Below are 17,419 nucleotides of genomic sequence, written 5' to 3'. Positions count from 1 at the left end.
TAAGACAAGCATGGTATGATGTTATTATTGATTACGCAAAAGGAGCAGTATAATGGATTCTAAACCATCTAAAGGTAAAAAGGCATTCTTCTACACGATGCTGATATTACTCGCTGTAATGATGATCTTAACAATTTACTTCGTAATTGACGGATATAGTGATTTGCTTTGATTTTAAGAGTTGTTCCAACTGGGAACAACTCTTTTTTTGTATTTTACTTGCTTATATGACACTTTTTTACTTTTATCCACATAGTTTTGTAAAGGTTTTGTAAATAAATTAACCATCACCTTTACACATGCTTAACATTTAGACATAATAGTCGTGTTTGCAGCAGATAATTAACCTTAGGGGTGAAAAGTTTGGATATAAATGTACAGGAATTAATCTTCTCGTTCATCGGGGGATTAGGTATTTTCCTATTTGGTATTAAGTCGATGGGAGATGGACTGCAAAAGTCGGCCGGTGACAAATTGCGCGACATCTTGGATAAATTTACGACAAACCCGCTCATGGGAGTACTTGCTGGTATTCTTGTGACGGTTCTGATCCAGAGCAGCTCTGGTACGACTGTTATCACAGTCAGCTTGGTAAGCGCTGGGTTCATGACGCTGCGCCAGGCAATCGGTGTCATAATGGGTGCCAATATCGGTACTACAGTCACCGCTTTTATCATCGGTTTGGATGTCGGTGCATACGCACTGCCTATTCTAGCTGTCGGCGCTTTCATGCTATTCTTCTTTAGAAACAAAAAAATCAACAATATCGGTCAGATCTTCTTTGGCTTTGGTGCATTGTTCTATGGTCTTGAGCTGATGAGCGGAGCAATGAAGCCGCTTCGCAGCCTGGAATCTTTCCATGATCTGACGGTGCAGCTAAGCGACAACCCAATCTTGGCGGTTGTGGCTGGTACAATATTTACAGTAATCGTTCAAAGCTCCAGTGCAACAATTGGTATCCTGCAAGGTCTATATTCAGAGGGACTTGTTGATTTGCAGGCAGCGCTGCCGATCCTGTTCGGGGATAATATCGGAACGACGATTACAGCTGTACTTGCTTCTATCGGTGCTTCCATTGCAGCCAGAAGAGCAGCAGCAACACATGTACTATTCAACTTGATCGGAACCTTGATCTTCTTGATCCTGCTTATCCCGTATACTGCACTCGTAAATTGGATGCAGGCAACGTGGGATTTGAACCCGAGTATGACGATTGCGTTCGCACATGGAACATTTAACATTACGAACACGTTGATCCAGCTTCCATTTGTAGCTGTACTCGCGTGGATTGTTACGAAATTGATTCCAGGTGAGGATAAAGTGGTAGATTACAATACAAAGGGTCTGGATCCAGTCATGATCCAGCAGTCTCCTTCTGTGGCATTAGGCAATGCGAAGCAAGAAGTGGTACGCATGGGTGAAGTGGCTGTCCAGGGCTTGGAAGAAACAAACCAATTCTTGCAGACAAAACAAGTGAAACATGCTAATAATGCTTATCAAATTGAAGAAGCTATCAACAACTTCGACCGCAAGATCATGGACTATCTTGTCCAAATTTCCGCTGAGTCGCTATCTGCACAGGAATCGGAAGAGCATGGTGCATTGATTGATGCCGTCAGCGATATCGAACGTATCGGTGACCACTTCGAGAACATCATTGAGCTTGTTGAGTACCAGCAGTCGAACAAAGTCAAAATCTCCAGCAGTGCAATGGAAGATCTGACAAATATGTTCCTTCTTACAACTGACACGGTACGTGATGCGATGCTGGCTTTACAAAACAATGATAAAAATCATGCAAAACAAGTGGTAGAACAAGAAAATAAAATCGACACGCTTGAGCGCAAGCTTCGCAAGCAGCATATCCAGCGCTTGACGGAAGGCTCCTGCAGCGGCCAGTCTGGTGTCGTCTTCATAGATATCATCAGCAACCTGGAACGTATCGGGGATCATGCAGTGAATATCGCAGAAGCTGTACTTGGCGAATCCAAGCATATGCATTCTGCTACCTAAATTAATTCAGAAAAAGATCAAGCCTTCATGAAGGCTTGATCTTTTTTAATGAAAGAGCATATTATCTTCCAAGCCACCCACCATCAACCGCCAGCAAGTGTCCATGCACATAATTTGATGCTTTGGATGCTAAAAACACAGCTGCACCTTTGAAATCTTCTGCGTCACCCCATCTTCCTGCAGGTATACGCTCGAGTATCTGACGGCGTCTCAACTCATCATTGATTAAAGCTGTATTCATTTCAGTTGAGATATAGCCGGGGACAATCGCATTGACGTTTACATTATACTTTGCCCATTCATTTGCTAGTGCTTTTGTCAGTTGTGCAATGCCTCCCTTTGCAGCCGCATATGCAGGAACTGTGATACCACCCTGAAAGGAGAGTAAGGAAGCAAGATTTATGATCTTCCCGCTTTTCTTTCCTACCATGATGCGACCAGCTTGCTGCGATAGCAGCCACACACTCTTCAAGTTGACGTCAATTACCCGATCCCATTCTTCTTCGGTAAAGTCGACTGCAGGGGCTCGAGATTGAATACCGACATTATTAACCAATATATCGACATCTCCCAACTTGTTTAAAACCTCAGGTATAGCTGCTTTTACTTGCTCCATATCATGAAGATCACAAGGTATGATTTCACACTTCCTATTATAGGACTCAATAATTTCTTTAACCTCTTTATTAGCAGGATTGCGCTGCAAAAGTGCTATATCTGCACCTGCTTCGGCCAGTGCAATCGCAATTGCCCGCCCGATACCTCTTGTTGCTCCTGTTACAGCTGCAACTCTCCCTGTTAGATCAAACATCAGTATCCTCCTCCGGATAAAAAAGGATTTTTAATGCAGCTTCCGGATTTTGCATGAATTTAAATCCTTCCTCCAGTCTGCTTAGCGGCAGTTTATGCGAAATGAGCGGCTCTACATTGACTTGTTTATTTGTTATCAATTTTATTGCGGTCTTAAAATCGTCTTTGCTATAACAACGAGTTGTCAGTATGGAAAGCTCTTTAAAATGCATAATAGCCAAATCTACTGCCGGTGCTTGTTTATATACACTAACGACCATGATCTTCCCTTGTATTCTAACCAGCTCAGTCATCTGGTTAGCTGTTATCTGATTGCCAGCCACCTCGAAAACTATATCTGCCATTTTCCCGTCAGTTTTGGCGTTGACTATTTCAGCAACAGATTCTGTTCGGGCATCGATCGCTGTAAAGCCAAGTTCCTTCGCTTTAGACAGGCGGTAAGGGCTTATATCAGAAATCAACACTTCTCCTGCGCCAGCTTGCTTTGCAACGAGTCCGATCAGCAAACCGATCGGTCCGCCTCCTAATATGATGATTGTATTTCCAATCTGCAGTCCGGATCGTTTAATTGTATGGACTGCTACCGCAAGTGGTTCTGTCAGTGCCGCATGTGAGAGCTCCACGTCGGGCGCTTTGATCAATTTATTTATTGGTACAACAGCAAAGGAAGCAAATCCGCCGTCCATATCTATCCCAATCAACTTTAGATATTTGCAGACTTGATGTTGGCCTGCTTCGCAAGCTTTACACGTACCACAGCTAAGTGTCGGCTCTATTACTACTTTATCACCCTTGCTAAAGCATGATTCGCTGCCTAAAGCTTCAATCGTTCCACTGAATTCATGCCCCATGATCAATGGGGCCTTTGCACGAGGATGCTTGCCTTGGTAGATCATCATGTCTGTGCCGCATATTCCTGCATAAGCTATCTTGATTAAAGCTTCTCCCTTACCGGGAGATGGAATCTTTCTTTGTTCCACACTTAATGTTTCTAGACCAATATACGTGCCAGCTTGCATCAATTGATTGTCTCTCCCTTCTTTGCTAGTTTTCTTGCTTGGACCTGCGATACAAAGGTTCTAGCCAACTCTGTCAGTCTTGCATAGTCCTTGTTTTGAATTAATTCTTTGTCCAACAGGCTCCCACCCAAGCCGATTGCTACTGGATCATGATCGAGGTATTTTTGTATATTATTTAAAGCGATACCGCCAGTCGGCACGATAGCAAGATGGGGTATCGGTGCTTTCACATTTTTCAGGTATCCTGCGCCCATGTCATCTGCTGGAAACACTTTTACTAAATCGCTTCCCCATTCCAGAGCTGTCAGCATTTCTGTCGGAGTCATTACCCCAGGGACTGATATTTTGCCATGACGCAGCGTCGTTTCCACTACTGTTCTTCTCAATGTAGGACTAAAGATGAATTCAGCACCATGCTGAATAGCAAGTAATGCCGATTCACTATCAAGTACCGTTCCTGCACCGACAATAGCTGTGTCTCCATACCTTTTTGCCAGACTCTGGATAGCTTGTAAAGCCCCACGAGTAGACATCGTATATTCCAATGCTGTCACACCGCCTGCAATCAGACTATCCGCTACATCGATAAGCTGCGTCTCTGGAATATCCCTTATCACTGCAATAATGCCGCCTTCTTCTATCATCTTTAATCGGTCCCATTTATACATAAGTCCTCATCCTTTACCGATAGATTTCTTTTCTGATCAAGGCTACATCATCTACGCTGGACCAATATGGGTATCCTTCGACGTCTCCTTTGACAGTAAGTGCAAATGCCCCAATTCGATTCGCAAGCTGAATAGATTTTCGATAATCCCATTTACGAAGCAAGCCGGTAAGGAAACCGGCCATGAATCCATCTCCAGCTCCCACAGAGTCCACAATCCTGTCCACTGGGTAACCAGGTATTGTCTCAGCGTGGGTCCCATCCGAGTAAAACGCTCCTGCTTCCCCAAGTTTGATGACGACTAGCTTGGCACCATTTCTTATCAGCACTTGTGCTATTTTTTCGGGATGTTGTTCTTCTGTAAGTAAGCTGCCTTCCTCAAGCCCAGGCATGACGATATCGCATTGGCTGGCAATGGACAATAACTCTTTACGAGCTTCATCCTCACTCCAGAGCTTTAGTCGAATATTCGGATCGAAAACCGTGGTAACCTTGTATTTCTTTGCAAGTCGTAATGCATGGTGCGTTGCTTGCCGGCACGACTCGCTTAAAGCAGGAGTGATACCGGTCAGATGAAGAAACTTCGCGGAGCCAATATAAGAGGCGGATAGGTCATCGGGTGAAAGAAAACTAGCAGCAGAGTCCTTGCGATAGTAGAATACTTTGGAATCGGTTTCATTAACTCGTTCCTTAAAGAAAACACCTGTTTGTTTGTTTGCATCCAGGACAACCTGTCTTGTGTCTATACCTTCTCCCCGTACATAGTGAAGGATATAGCGACCAAAGTCATCATCTCCCAGTCGGCTAATCCAGCCTACCTGTACACCCAATCTACTTAAAGCAATTGCTACATTCGATTCCGAGCCTCCAATTGTTTTTTCAAATGAATGACTGAATTGAAGAGATGTACCTTCCGTAGCTGGTGTGAATAATACCATCGACTCGCCAAATGTCACAACATCCATTTTATATGCTCCTTTCTCCTCTATCGTTCCTTAATAAGGAACACCGTTCCGCTAATTCAACAAAAAATAAATATACGTTATACGTACATTTATTTTAAGTAGCCCAGACGCCTTGATATTTCTTGGGCATTCTGCTGCAAGACAGGAATGATCTGTTGTATTTTAGCATCAGTCATGCGATCAACAGGTCCCGAAATACTGATACCAGCTGCTATCGCAGTACTATTATCGAATATCGGTACAGCAGCACATCTAATCCCAAGTTCATGTTCCTGTTCATCCAGACTATATCCTTTTTCTTTTATTTCCGCAAGCGCATTCATCAAATTACTTTCACTTGTTATCGTATATTCCGTAAATCTCCTTAATCCCCTTACCCGGATAATAGCTTCCACTTCTTCTGTATCCATGTGTGCAAGCAGAATCTTCCCGATACCTGTGCAATGAAGAGGAGCTCTTTTACCGATTCTGGATATCATCCGTATCGTTTCATTGCTGTCAATTTTATCGATATAGACCACTTCGCCCTGATCTGGGATTGCCAAATGAACTGTTTCATTAAACTCATCAGCGAGCGCACGAAGCATATCTGCTGCAGCTTGCCTTAAGTCTATTCCCTCTAAAACAACAGCTGACATCTCAACGAATTTTAAACCGAGTTTATACTGCTCTGTCATGTTATCCTTGATAACATACCCTTTAGTAAGCAAGGATGTGAGCAGCCGATGAACTGTGCTCTTCGAAAGATCCATATGATGCGACAGTTCTGTTACACCTATCCCGCTGGGGTTATTTTTAAGCAGTTCAACAATCGTCAGCGCACGGTCAACCGCCTGTACGGAGTTCTTCGTTCCTGTTTCCCTATTCATACATGTCTCCCGCAATCTTTTTCTTTCACAATATGCGAAGCATTTACTTCTGTCAAATTTGTGTAGAAGAGAAATTTTCTTGTTGACAGCGAGGTTACTTTAGGATATCTTTTCCATATCCGAGATTATTGTTAGCGCTTACTTAAGCGTCATTCTTTTTAATATTATAGCGGAACAATGTTCCGCTATAAGGAATAAGGAGGAAAACGATGGTTTTTAAAGTAGTCGTCACAGATTATGAATTCGACTCCATGCAAATTGAACATGAGGTACTGCAGCAAGCGGGGGCAGAACTAATTCTTACACAGTGCCACACAGAAGAAGAAGTGGTAGCAGCAGCACGGGATGCTGATGGAATCATCAATCAATATGCCCCACTATCCCGAAGGGTCATCGAGAACTTAGAAAACTGCAAAGTAATTGCCCGCTATGGGGTTGGAGTCAATACAATCGATTTGGATGCTGCGACTGAAAAAGGAATTATAGTATCCAATGTGACGGATTATTGTCTGGATGAAGTTGCTGATCATGCCTTCGCCCTGTTAATGGCATGTGCTCGTAAGACAGTACGCTTGAATGAACAAGTCAAAGCCGGCAATTGGGATTTTAAAGTTAGCGTCCCGATTTTCCGTTTACGAAATAAAGTTCTTGGGTTAGTCGGTTTTGGCAATATCCCTCGTAACCTGGCCCAAAAAGCACAAGCTTTCGGACTTCGCGTCATTGCTTATGATCCTTACGTTTCTCCTGATATTGCAGATAATGCTCATATTCGTCTAGTCACCCTCGAAGAATTATGTCAGCAGGCTGATTTCATTTCTGTCCATGCTCCACTCACTAATTCAACAAAAGGATTAATCAGCGACAACCAATTCAATCTGATGAAAAAAGAAGCCTTTATCATCAACACTGCCCGCGGACCTCTCATAGACGAAAAAGCATTAATACATGCCTTGGAAACTGGGAAGATTGCCGGTGCTGGGCTTGATGTCACAGAGACAGAACCCATTTCACCAGATAACCCGCTGCTCAAACTGGAGCCAGTGATCCTGAATCCGCATGCTGCCTGGTACTCAGAAGAATCCGAAGCAGAATTAAAACGAAAAACTGCTCAGAATATTGCCGATGTGCTGCAAGGCTTTTACCCAGCTTACCTTGTGAATCAAAAAGTGAAAGAATCAATTCAACTAAACATGAAGGAGGAAACAACATGGAGCAAGTAACCCAGTTTCACGGAATCATTCCGCCCGTTTCCACAATAATGGATGAAAAGGGACAATTGGATAAGTCAGGCATGACGACATTGATTGATTATCTGATTGATTCCGGAGTAAATGGCTTATTCTTCCTTGGAACTGGCGGCGAATTCAGTCAAATGTCCAAGGAACTTCGCAAAGAAGTAGCAGCCTTTGCAATTGAACACGTACAAAATCGCGTTCCTGTTCTCATCGGTACCGGAAGTCCAAGCACAACCGAAGCGATCGAATTAAGCCAGCATGCCCAAAAGGCCGGTGCAGATGGTGTAGTCATCATTAATCCATATTACTGGTCTTTGTCCGAAGCAAATCTATTCCAGCATTATCAAGAGATTGCAGAACAAATAGAGCTGCCAATCATCCTGTATAACTTCCCTGCTCTTACAGGGCAGGATTTAACACCTGACATGGTTCTCCGTTTAGCTACACAGTTTCCACATATCATCGGTATCAAAGATACTGTCGACTCCATTGCTCATACGCGTGAAATCATCATGAAAGTGAAGCCTATTAAACCCTCATTCAAAGTGTTCTGCGGTTATGATGATCAACTGCTGAATACTTTGGCACTCGGAGGAGATGGTGCCATTCCAGCAACAGCTAATTTCGTCCCTGAACTGACTACAGGAATATACAAAGCATTCGCTAAGCAAAATTACCAGGAAGTCATGTCCCTGCATCAGCAGTTAGCACCTCTCATGGAACTGTATAAGCTTGATTCTCCGTTCGTTGGCATTGTCAAAGAAGCGTTAAGACAGCGAAATATCGCCGTTTCACCATATGTTCTACCTCCTGCCGCTCCACCGAATAAGGACTTGAAACAGCAAATAAGCATCATCCTGCAATCCAGCATACCATCCATCTGATCTATCTACGGAGGTGTAAAAGATGAATCTAGCAAGCGTGCGGGCAGGACTCCTTTTCATGGTGATGACCCTGCTCGTATTAAGCGGCTGTCAAGCTTCCACTGTCAATGGAAACGGCCAGGAGGTGCATACGATTGTCGTGGGATCTCCTATTGCAGAAACTCATCCTGGCCATGAGGCTTTTAAACGATTCGAACAGCTTGTTGAGGAACGAAGTGAAGGAAGGCTTGATATTAAAATCTACGGGAATGGCGTTTTAGGCGATGATCGGGAATTGACGGAATCTGTCCAGCGGGGGACGATCCATATGACCGTATCGTCTACCTCCCCTGTTGCCAATTTCGACCCTTCCTTTTATATTTTTGATTTGCCTTTTTTATTACCCGATAGAGAAACAGCTTACAAAATACTGGATGGAGATATCGGACAAAGGTTATTGCATAACTTGGAATCCCAAAACATAGTCGGTCTTGGATATTGGGAAAATGGGTTCCGGCAAATCACTACTAGTAATAAGCCAATCGACTCTGCTGAGGATCTGCAAGGTATTAAGATTAGAACGATGGAGAATCAGCTTCATATAGCAGCATGGCGAGAATTTGGGGCAAATCCTACCCCGATGTCATTTGGTGAACTATTTACTGGTCTGCAGCAAGGAACCGTGGACGGACAAGAAAACCCGCTTGCACTTATTGAAACAAATAAATTTTACGAAGTGCAAGAACACCTTATCTTAAGCAATCACATCTATACTCCCTTCGTTGTCATGATGAATAAAGAATTCCATGATGAACTGCCAAAAGACTTACAGACGATCATCAATGAATCCATGCAGGAGGCAAAAGACTATCAGCGTGACATGATGATTGATCAGGACGAACGCATCCTGCAAATTGTAACAGAAGACGGTGTACAGGTCTCCGAACTTCCTGAGGAAGAAAAGGAAAAGCTACGAGAACTTTCTGAACCTGTGTACGAATCCGGCAGAAAAATGGTAGAAAATGATCAACTTGTAGATGAAGTAATTGCTGAGATTGATAAACTCCAATGAGTTAGGAGGTCAATAATGAAGCTTTTAAAGAAGATAAATGCTCATGCAGAAGAATACTTGCTTGTTCTGCTCCTTGCTTCCATGACATTCTTTATTTTTCTTCAAGTATGTATGCGATATCTACTGAACGATTCTTTGTCATGGACAGAGGAACTTGCACGTTATTTATTCATCTGGATGGTTTATATCGGAATCAGCTATGGCGTGAAAACGAACCGCCACGTAAAAGTAGAGGCACTTCTGCTTGTGCTTTCCGACAAGTGGAAAACTCTAGTTCGAATTGGTGCTGATGTACTTTTTATGGTCTTCTGTCTAGTTATCATCGGTAGAGGATTTGATTTGGCTTTTGATCTGTTTCAGTATGAACAACGCTCAGCCGGATTGAATCTGCCAATGGGCTATGTTTATTTAGCTGCACCAGTAGGTCTATCGTTAGTAGTCATTCGATTAGTCCAGAGCATCCTGACGACTATCAGATCATTGCGCAATCAGGATAATGAAGAGCTAAACCCATTGTCACCAGATAAGACGATAACGAAATAAATGAGGTGAGAAGATGATAGCAGCAACTCTGTTCGGGAGTCTATTTCTCTTTCTGATACTATCTGTTCCGATTGGAATTGCCTTGGGACTCGCTGCCATATTGGCAATGCTAGTAGAAGGCCTGCCAATTGATCTACTATCCCAAGGTTTGATCACATCTGTAGATTCCTTCCCATTGATGGCAGTCCCATTTTTCGTCTTAGCAGGCGAACTGATGAGCAAAGGTGGGATTACGAAGCGGCTGATCAATGTAGCGGACACACTGGTCGGCAGACTGCCTGGGGGACTTGCGATTGTTACTGTGCTGGCTTCCATGTTTTTTGGCGCTATTTCCGGATCAGGACCAGCAACCGTAGCAGCAATGGGGGCGATGCTAATACCGGAGATGGTACGGATGGGATACGATAGAAAATTTGCAGCCGCTTCCGTTGCCGCTGCTGGAACAATCGGTGTTATCATTCCGCCAAGCATACCCATGGTCATATACGGCGTTTCTACAAGTTCATCAATCGGTGATTTATTCATGGCTGGGATTCTGCCGGGTATACTGGTTGGTATCTTTCTGGTTGCTTGGTGCTTTTTCTATGCTAAACGTAAAAAGCTTCGTGGTTCTGGTACGAAGTTCACTGTTAAAGGTTTTCTTAAATCCGTAAATGAAGCAAAATGGGCTTTGATTGTTCCAGTCATTATACTAGGTGGGATATATGGAGGTATTTTCACTCCTACCGAAGCAGCGGTTGTAGCTGTCGTCTATGGACTGCTCGCTGGACTATTCCTGTATAAAGAACTTGCAATAATGGATTTGAAATCGATATTCGCAACATCCGCCCTTACTACAGCTACCGTATTAATCATCGTAGGTACAGCAGAAACATTTGGACGTCTTATCGTTATAGAAGAAATACCAGGAATGCTCGCAAATGGTATTTCAGCCATCTCAACAAACCCGATCATCATCTTACTTCTCATCAATCTTCTATTACTGATTGTCGGTACATTCATGGATACATTAGCAGCTATCATCATTCTATCTCCGATTCTGCTTCCAGTGGCAGCGGAAGTAGGGATAGACCCGATTCATTTCGGCATCATTATGGTTGTCAATCTAGCCATCGGATTCATTACTCCACCGCTAGGTGTCAACTTGTTTGTGGCTAATGGTATTTCAGGTGTTTCTATTGAACAATTGTCCAAATCGATTGTTCCGTTCTTTTTCGTCCTGGTTCTGGCATTAACTCTCATCACGTTTCTTCCACCTATTTCCATTGGAATTCTAGGTTTCTTGGAATAAGAAAACCCGGTGTCACTCTTCTATAAAGAGTAACGCCGGGTTTTCTTATATGCTAATGAAATTACTTTATTTCGTTCATTCTGCGATTTTCATGAATATACACGTCATCGATTATAATAAAAGCATTCCATGTAAATCGTACTACTGATTCAAGAAGGATTGTGCTTCTTGTGCATTCTGTTCCAGTCCACCAACATTGAATTCCAACACAGCTCCAACGTCGTAACGGTTATCATGGTATGTGTCATCCATTGGGATACGCATTGTCTTAATATCTGCAGTTTTCCCTCTCAAGACGTCTGTACCCATAGATAACAAAAGACCGTTGCGGACATTCGTACTCACATAACCATTCGCAATTCCAATCATTTTCGGCAGCTTCGCAACAGTCGTCACACTAGCAACTTCTTCCTTCAGCTTGCTAAGGACTTCCTGCTGGCGCTGAACTCGGCCATAATCACCATTTGCGTCGTGACGGAAACGGCTATATGCCAAAAGCTCCTTACCGTGCAATTTTTGCGTTCCTTCGGTTAATTGCACTCCCAATGCTTTCTCATCCGTCGTCATTTCCGGAGTCACTGTTACTTCGATTCCGTCCGGTACTACTGCATCAACAAGCTTTTCAAAGCCTTTAAAGTCAATTTCTGCGTAATAATTAATGTCGATCCCAAAGTTTTCTGTAACAGTTTTCCGAACCAGCTCTGGTCCGCCGATTGAATAAGCGGCGTTTATCTTATTATATCCATAACCCGGAATATTCACATACGTATCACGCATGATCGATATCAGCTTGGGTTGTTTTGAGTCTGAACTGTAATTGGCAATCATGATCGTGTCTGCCCGGGCACTATCTCCTCCGCGAGAATCACTGCCTAGTACAAGCACATTCACATTATCTACATTCTCATCTGAGCCATTAAATTCGACTTCATCACTGAGATTATTATCTGCATTCGCTGCTCGCGAAGCAGAAATATATTCATAAGCAGCATACCCTCCGATTGCTAAGAAAGCAATCAGGAATACCATCATAAACACTCTGAATTTACGCACTTTTTTCTTCTTGCGCGTTTGACGCTGTAGTGTCACGTTAATCCGCCTTTCTAAAAATACCTACTAAAGATAATAGCATGAAAAGCAATAGTGGAATATAGTTTTCATACGTTTTGCAAAAAATATCCACCTTGAATAGACAGAAAAAAAAATACTTTTGTCTAATTTTGTCACTTTTGTCATATATAAAAGAAATTTATAGTAATATATACTTATAATTTTTGTAACATATAACAATTAAAAGGAGCGGTTAAAGTGGAGGAATTATCGCCTATTGAACCAGTTGTCCGGCAGCCTGTTTTCATTGGCCGGAATAAAGAACTTACTATATACAACAACTGGTTAGCACAAGATCAGGCTGTCTCCACATTGTTCGTCGTATCGGGCATGGGTGGAATTGGTAAAAGTGCCCTCTTGGCAAAAATGAACCATGATACAAAAGAAAAAGGAATACATACAATTTTCCTAGACGGTAGTATATGCCCACACGCTCCATCCGGTTTTATGGAGTATTTGCATATGTTAATCCATCCTTATCAACATGGTGCATCCATTGATGTACTTATACATAATCCGCTGGAACGGAAAATCATTTTATACTTAGATCATTTTGATGAACTGACAGCCCTGCACAGTTGGTTTATCAATGCATTCCTTCCACACTTGGCAGCTAGTGGAATCGGTATTGTCCTTGCAACAAGAAAATCAGTAGCTTCTCCGCTTATCAGGACGATTTCTTTACCGCTGACACATTTTACTTATGAAGAAACTCTAAAATATATTAATGCTGTTTCAAGTTTACCGTTGAAACAGGCTCATCAATTAGCTTCCAAGTCGGATGGATTTCCATTAGGACTTGCCCTAGCTACTGATATGATAACTAAGAGCCGGAAAGCTGATATACGCATTGTGAGTCAAACAATCAGTGCCAAATTACTCAAAGAAGTGACCGCTGCTTCCCTGCATCCGTTAATGGAAGTATTGATTGTGATGGAATATGCTAATCAGGAGATGCTAGCAGCAGTATTACAGCGCCCAATAGGTCTTGAAGAGTATCGTGCTATGCAGGAGCTGTCATTTGTAGACTTGCATCCATATGGCCTGAAGCTGCACGACATTGCAAAGAATTATCTAAAACAAGACTTTCAAATGCGCGAACCAAGCCGTCTAGCAAGCCTTCGTAATACTTGTATGCAAGTCCTGTATCAGCAACTAACAGACACTTCCTCTACAGATAGAGCCGTTATCACATCTGCGTTACTCAAAATGAACAGAGATATATGGCCAAAAAATAACGCATATTTAAACTTCGCCTCTACCACTACTAAAGTGGAGACAGATCATATCGTCGAAAGTGATATACCGATTTTGCATGATTTAGTAGAAGACTGGTGTTCATATAGTGTAGATCCTGAACATAACCAGAATTATCATGATTTCCTGGATGCATTGATAGAACTGGACCCTGAAAGTATCCTTTTATTACGTAATCAGCAACATCTGCCAATAGGGATGTTTATCACGGTGCATTTTACAACAAAGACTGCACCGTTATTATTACATCATTTCCGCGCAGATTTGGAAGCCTGCTTCACACCAGAAGGCTGCAGGCAAGCGGCTTTGCAAGCAGATACGTTTGTACCGATCCTTATAACAGCAACCGAGCACCATCTCCCCTATACAAGACAAGAACTGACAGGCATGCTTATGATGGAGCAGCTTGCCAAGCTGGAGCCCGGCAAACGCGCCATCCTTGTCGCAACGAATGAGTCTCTAAGGCATTTCCTTCGAACCATTGGCTTTAAAAGCCGTCCAGCAGGAGATATACGCTGTGATACATCCTGGGCAAAGGCAGAGGTGTTGGAGTTGGATCTTCGCAAAGGGGCATTTGAGGACTGGATCTTCGATTTGGTGCCGTTTAAGCAAAAGCAGATTTCTAGTTTGACAACAGAAGAAACACGGAAAATACTGCATTCTATCAAATCAACAATCGAGTTGGAGAAATACACAGATCACTTTACTGATTGTGCGACTGGACATGCTGTCCAAACGAAAATTATGTCTATCATGGAACAATCAGAACAACTCACTTCCGACCAGCGTGATGTTCTTTGGAACAGCTTTATCCGCTTTCCAGACAATGCAGTGCGCGCTGCCGAAATGTGCAATATGAGCAGAGCTACATTTTATCGGTATCAGAAAAAAGCTATCCATCAGCTTACCAATATATTATCATCATAAAAAAGCTATCCATCAGCTTACCAATATATTATCATCATAAAAAAGGCACACAGGGCTTCCTGTGTGCCTTTTGATTAAAATATCCGTTTCATTCCTCGTCGGTTGATCTTCACTGGTTCGTCCCGAACAACAACTGCTCCTTCAACCATCTTCCAATTGTTCTGCATCAGCATATACGCCATCTCATTCCCGAACTGTTTGGCCACTTCCTGGTACGCCTTCATCAAGCCAAATCCTTTTCCGGATCTATGATTATTCGAACCAATGAAATGTACCAAATTCGCCCCGATTAACTGATGTGTGAATTTCCGTACTTTTCCCCCAAGATCGCCATTCACACTTGCAGCTGTAATCTGCACAAGACAGCCATTCTTTACAAGATCATATAGAAAATCGGAATGCTGCGTGACGTAAGGATTCTTCTCCGGATTGGCAATCACAGGATGGAAACCTGTAGCCTGCATTTCCCGAACCAACTGTTTGACGTAGCTAGGCAGCGGCTTCTCTGGCAATTCCAAATAAATATAGCTCGTATTCACATTTACCGGAAGCAGATCCAGAAAATCGCGTTCACTCAATAATTCACTTGATACAAAAGCTTCCTGCCCTGGAAGCACCTGCAACGGGATATTTTCTTCACGAAGTGCCTCATTCAATTCATCTATTGCAGCGAATATTCTTTGTCTATGATTCACCGAATTATCTACTCTATCATGCGGTGTCGCTACAATCGTATCAATTCCCTCGAAAACAGCCTCCTCCGCCATTTTCAAGCTCTCCTCTATTGTACCAGGTCCATCATCCAAACCAGGCAGGATATGGCAATGTATGTCTATCACCCGAAATCCCCCATTTCAGTATATCTAACTACTAAAATGGTAACATGAGACAAGGAAGAATTTGTCTCATGTTCGTCTCATATCTTTTGTAAACCTTTATTCTACAAATCCTATCTTACCGTCAAGATCTGTAGCCATCTCATCTTTCATGTCTTGGGATATACCCCTATGTATAGTCCAATTATAATCCCATACAGGCGATGTCTTTATCATATTATTATTTTTACTTATATAGTCATCTATTGAATATAATTTCTTAGCGGGATTTCCAGCTACTACAGTATTCTCAGGAACGTCCCGTGAAACCACACTTCCTGCCCCGATAACAACATTATTTCCAATATTTACGTTGGGCAATATTGTGCTATTCGCACCAATAAATACATTATTTCCAATTTCTACTTTACCTATTTTAGTATAGCCTGTAAGTGTTTTTGTACTGGCATCGTGTGCTAGTATATATACTCGGGAAGCTATCGTAACATTATCGCAATGGATATAAGCCAGCAATGAGGTGGATCTATAATTACTCCTCCTAGCCTATTAAAGTTTTTCCCAACTTTTAAACCTTTTTTAATCAATACTTCTGTAGATGCCTCTCCTCTTAACCTTAACAGCATATTATGCAATTTACTCTTTATCTTCAAATCGAAACCTCTTCTACTAATTTTTCGTTATCTTTTATCTATCAAACAGTTATACCTTCACGTTATTAATGTATTAGTGCTAAAACTTTTTCTTCACAGCGCAATCAATAAAAAGATTGTAGAGAAAAGTCACAACTCTCTACAATCTTTACTTTGTAGTATTATATTAATTTTCTCATTTCAAAATCATTTCATGTACTTTATCTTTTTCTTCCTGCGCAATTTCATAATAGTAAACTCCATCAATTGTCGTTCCTGTTCCCTGCATCTGGTAATTTTCTGTATTTTTCCGTACGTTTCTGTAATTCTGGAATAAATCAGTCATTGTTTTGAAGTCAATATTTGTTTGTACATTATTTCCTAATATATCAAGCAAATCATCGATTTTGTTTACAGATTTTATACTTGCTCCTTTGTCTATTACAGCTTGGATAACTTGGCGTTGTCTTGCATTTCGCCCAAAGTCACCATTTGGATCTTCTTTTCTCATTTGAACATAGGCCATGGCTTTATCGCCGTCCATATTAGTTTCTCCTTGAGAAAAATTATACCCATTCGATGTGAATTCTAATTGGCTATCAACTGTAATTCCGCCTACTGCATTTACTAAATCTACTAAGCCTTCCATATTCATCTCAACGAAATAATCCAAATCTATATCTAAAAATTTCTCTACAGAATTTATAGACATATCTACTCCGCCTCTAGCATAAGCATGATTGATTTTTTCTACAGTTCCATTACCCACTATCTCCGCACGTGTATCCCTAGGTATACTAATGATCTTCATAGTATCATTTGTAGGGTTTAAAGATAACACCATTATAGCATCTGAACGTCCAGTATCTCCTTCTCTTTTATCTACCCCTAACAAAATAATATTGATCTTTTCTTGATTTTTTACTTTTTCTTGTACCTTTGCCTGATCTATCGCATCTGATTTTTTTTGTATTTCTCCGACTACTTGTTTTGTATTATTGTAAGTTATAAACCCTATTATAATTACAAAGGCAAACAAAATTAACATCATAGAAATAGTGATTTTGAGCCACAACTTCCTATTTTTTCTTGATTCTTTTCTGCTTGTCACATTTACTCACTCCAACTATTAGATATTATTTAAAGAAGCTATAGGGAACTACGTGGTGCCATTCAGGACGATACAAGAATATTACTAAATTATATATTCCAAAGAACAATACTACAGCATAAGTAGTTAGTACTCTTAGTAAAGAATTCTTTATCTCCTGAAGCGCATTCGGAATAAATACAATAGAAAAGATTGTATAATA

Annotated in this window: 16 protein-coding genes; 7 read left to right on the top strand and 9 right to left on the bottom strand. The window is 41.7% G+C overall.

Going from position 1 to position 17,419, the window contains the following annotated elements:
* Positions 1-363: 363 nt before the first annotated feature.
* Positions 364-2,013, top strand: coding sequence for a Na/Pi cotransporter family protein (locus SFC25_RS11140; protein WP_411215345.1), 1,650 nt, complete (start codon positions 364-366; stop codon positions 2,011-2,013).
* A 61-nt stretch (positions 2,014-2,074) separates the two neighbouring features.
* Here the strand turns inward: SFC25_RS11140 and SFC25_RS11135 are convergent, their stop codons facing one another.
* The 5 genes from SFC25_RS11135 to SFC25_RS11115 all read right to left on the bottom strand — a co-directional run bounded on the left by SFC25_RS11135 (position 2,075) and on the right by SFC25_RS11115 (position 6,343).
* Positions 2,075-2,824 (bottom strand): SDR family oxidoreductase, encoded by a 750-nt coding sequence (locus tag SFC25_RS11135; RefSeq protein ID WP_411215344.1) that lies wholly within the window; start codon positions 2,822-2,824, stop codon positions 2,075-2,077.
* Positions 2,817-3,842 (bottom strand): zinc-dependent alcohol dehydrogenase, encoded by a 1,026-nt coding sequence (locus tag SFC25_RS11130; protein ID WP_411215594.1) that lies wholly within the window; start codon positions 3,840-3,842, stop codon positions 2,817-2,819. Before SFC25_RS11130 ends, SFC25_RS11135 begins: the two co-directional genes overlap by 8 nt.
* On the bottom strand, positions 3,842-4,510 hold the full coding sequence (locus tag SFC25_RS11125) for a bifunctional 4-hydroxy-2-oxoglutarate aldolase/2-dehydro-3-deoxy-phosphogluconate aldolase (protein WP_411215343.1): 669 nt from the start codon (positions 4,508-4,510) through the stop codon (positions 3,842-3,844). Before SFC25_RS11125 ends, SFC25_RS11130 begins: the two co-directional genes overlap by 1 nt.
* Positions 4,511-4,523: 13 nt before the next feature.
* Positions 4,524-5,474: a sugar kinase gene (locus tag SFC25_RS11120; RefSeq protein WP_411215342.1), complete on the bottom strand. Its 951-nt coding sequence runs from the start codon at positions 5,472-5,474 to the stop codon at positions 4,524-4,526.
* A gap of 89 nt (positions 5,475-5,563) precedes the next feature.
* The gene (locus SFC25_RS11115) at positions 5,564-6,343 is read right to left on the bottom strand and encodes an IclR family transcriptional regulator (protein WP_411215341.1); all 780 of its coding nucleotides are present in this window, start codon (positions 6,341-6,343) and stop codon (positions 5,564-5,566) included.
* A 209-nt stretch (positions 6,344-6,552) separates the two neighbouring features.
* Here SFC25_RS11115 and SFC25_RS11110 point away from each other — a divergent pair, with 209 nt between their 5' ends.
* From SFC25_RS11110 to SFC25_RS11090, 5 genes are read left to right on the top strand one after another with little or no spacing between them, the layout of a single operon-like run.
* A complete protein-coding gene (locus SFC25_RS11110; protein ID WP_411215340.1) occupies positions 6,553-7,563 on the top strand; it encodes a C-terminal binding protein in 1,011 nt (336 codons plus the stop codon).
* A complete protein-coding gene (gene dapA, locus SFC25_RS11105; RefSeq protein ID WP_411215339.1) occupies positions 7,551-8,462 on the top strand; it encodes a 4-hydroxy-tetrahydrodipicolinate synthase in 912 nt (303 codons plus the stop codon). Before SFC25_RS11110 ends, dapA begins: the two co-directional genes overlap by 13 nt.
* Positions 8,463-8,484: 22 nt before the next feature.
* Positions 8,485-9,513, top strand: coding sequence for a TRAP transporter substrate-binding protein (locus SFC25_RS11100; protein ID WP_411215338.1), 1,029 nt, complete (start codon positions 8,485-8,487; stop codon positions 9,511-9,513).
* Positions 9,514-9,528: 15 nt separating this feature from the next.
* Complete coding sequence (locus tag SFC25_RS11095; RefSeq protein WP_411215337.1) at positions 9,529-10,056, top strand: TRAP transporter small permease; 528 nt, start codon at positions 9,529-9,531, stop codon at positions 10,054-10,056.
* 13 nt (positions 10,057-10,069) lie between these two features.
* On the top strand, positions 10,070-11,347 hold the full coding sequence (locus SFC25_RS11090) for a TRAP transporter large permease (RefSeq protein ID WP_411215336.1): 1,278 nt from the start codon (positions 10,070-10,072) through the stop codon (positions 11,345-11,347).
* 141 nt (positions 11,348-11,488) lie between these two features.
* Here the strand turns inward: SFC25_RS11090 and SFC25_RS11085 are convergent, their stop codons facing one another.
* A complete protein-coding gene (locus tag SFC25_RS11085; RefSeq protein WP_411215335.1) occupies positions 11,489-12,436 on the bottom strand; it encodes an LCP family protein in 948 nt (315 codons plus the stop codon).
* Between the two features lie 219 nt (positions 12,437-12,655).
* Here SFC25_RS11085 and SFC25_RS11080 point away from each other — a divergent pair, with 219 nt between their 5' ends.
* Positions 12,656-14,641, top strand: coding sequence for a hypothetical protein (locus SFC25_RS11080; protein WP_411215334.1), 1,986 nt, complete (start codon positions 12,656-12,658; stop codon positions 14,639-14,641).
* A 74-nt stretch (positions 14,642-14,715) separates the two neighbouring features.
* Here the strand turns inward: SFC25_RS11080 and SFC25_RS11075 are convergent, their stop codons facing one another.
* The 3 genes from SFC25_RS11075 to SFC25_RS11065 form a co-directional block, all read right to left on the bottom strand.
* Positions 14,716-15,480 carry a tyrosine-protein phosphatase gene (locus SFC25_RS11075; RefSeq protein ID WP_411215333.1) on the bottom strand — a complete coding sequence of 255 codons (765 nt, stop codon included), beginning with the start codon at positions 15,478-15,480 and terminating at the stop codon, positions 14,716-14,718.
* A gap of 96 nt (positions 15,481-15,576) precedes the next feature.
* Positions 15,577-15,990: an acyltransferase gene (locus tag SFC25_RS11070; RefSeq protein ID WP_411215332.1), complete on the bottom strand. Its 414-nt coding sequence runs from the start codon at positions 15,988-15,990 to the stop codon at positions 15,577-15,579.
* A gap of 312 nt (positions 15,991-16,302) precedes the next feature.
* The gene (locus SFC25_RS11065; protein WP_411215331.1) at positions 16,303-17,217 is read right to left on the bottom strand and encodes an LCP family glycopolymer transferase; all 915 of its coding nucleotides are present in this window, start codon (positions 17,215-17,217) and stop codon (positions 16,303-16,305) included.
* Positions 17,218-17,419: the final 202 nt, after the last annotated feature.

This window comes from Terribacillus saccharophilus (assembly GCF_046592595.1).
Lineage (GTDB): Bacteria > Bacillota > Bacilli > Bacillales > Amphibacillaceae > Terribacillus > Terribacillus saccharophilus_C.
The sequence above is the reverse complement of the archived record's forward strand: the minus strand, read 5'-3'. Positions and strand labels throughout refer to the sequence as shown.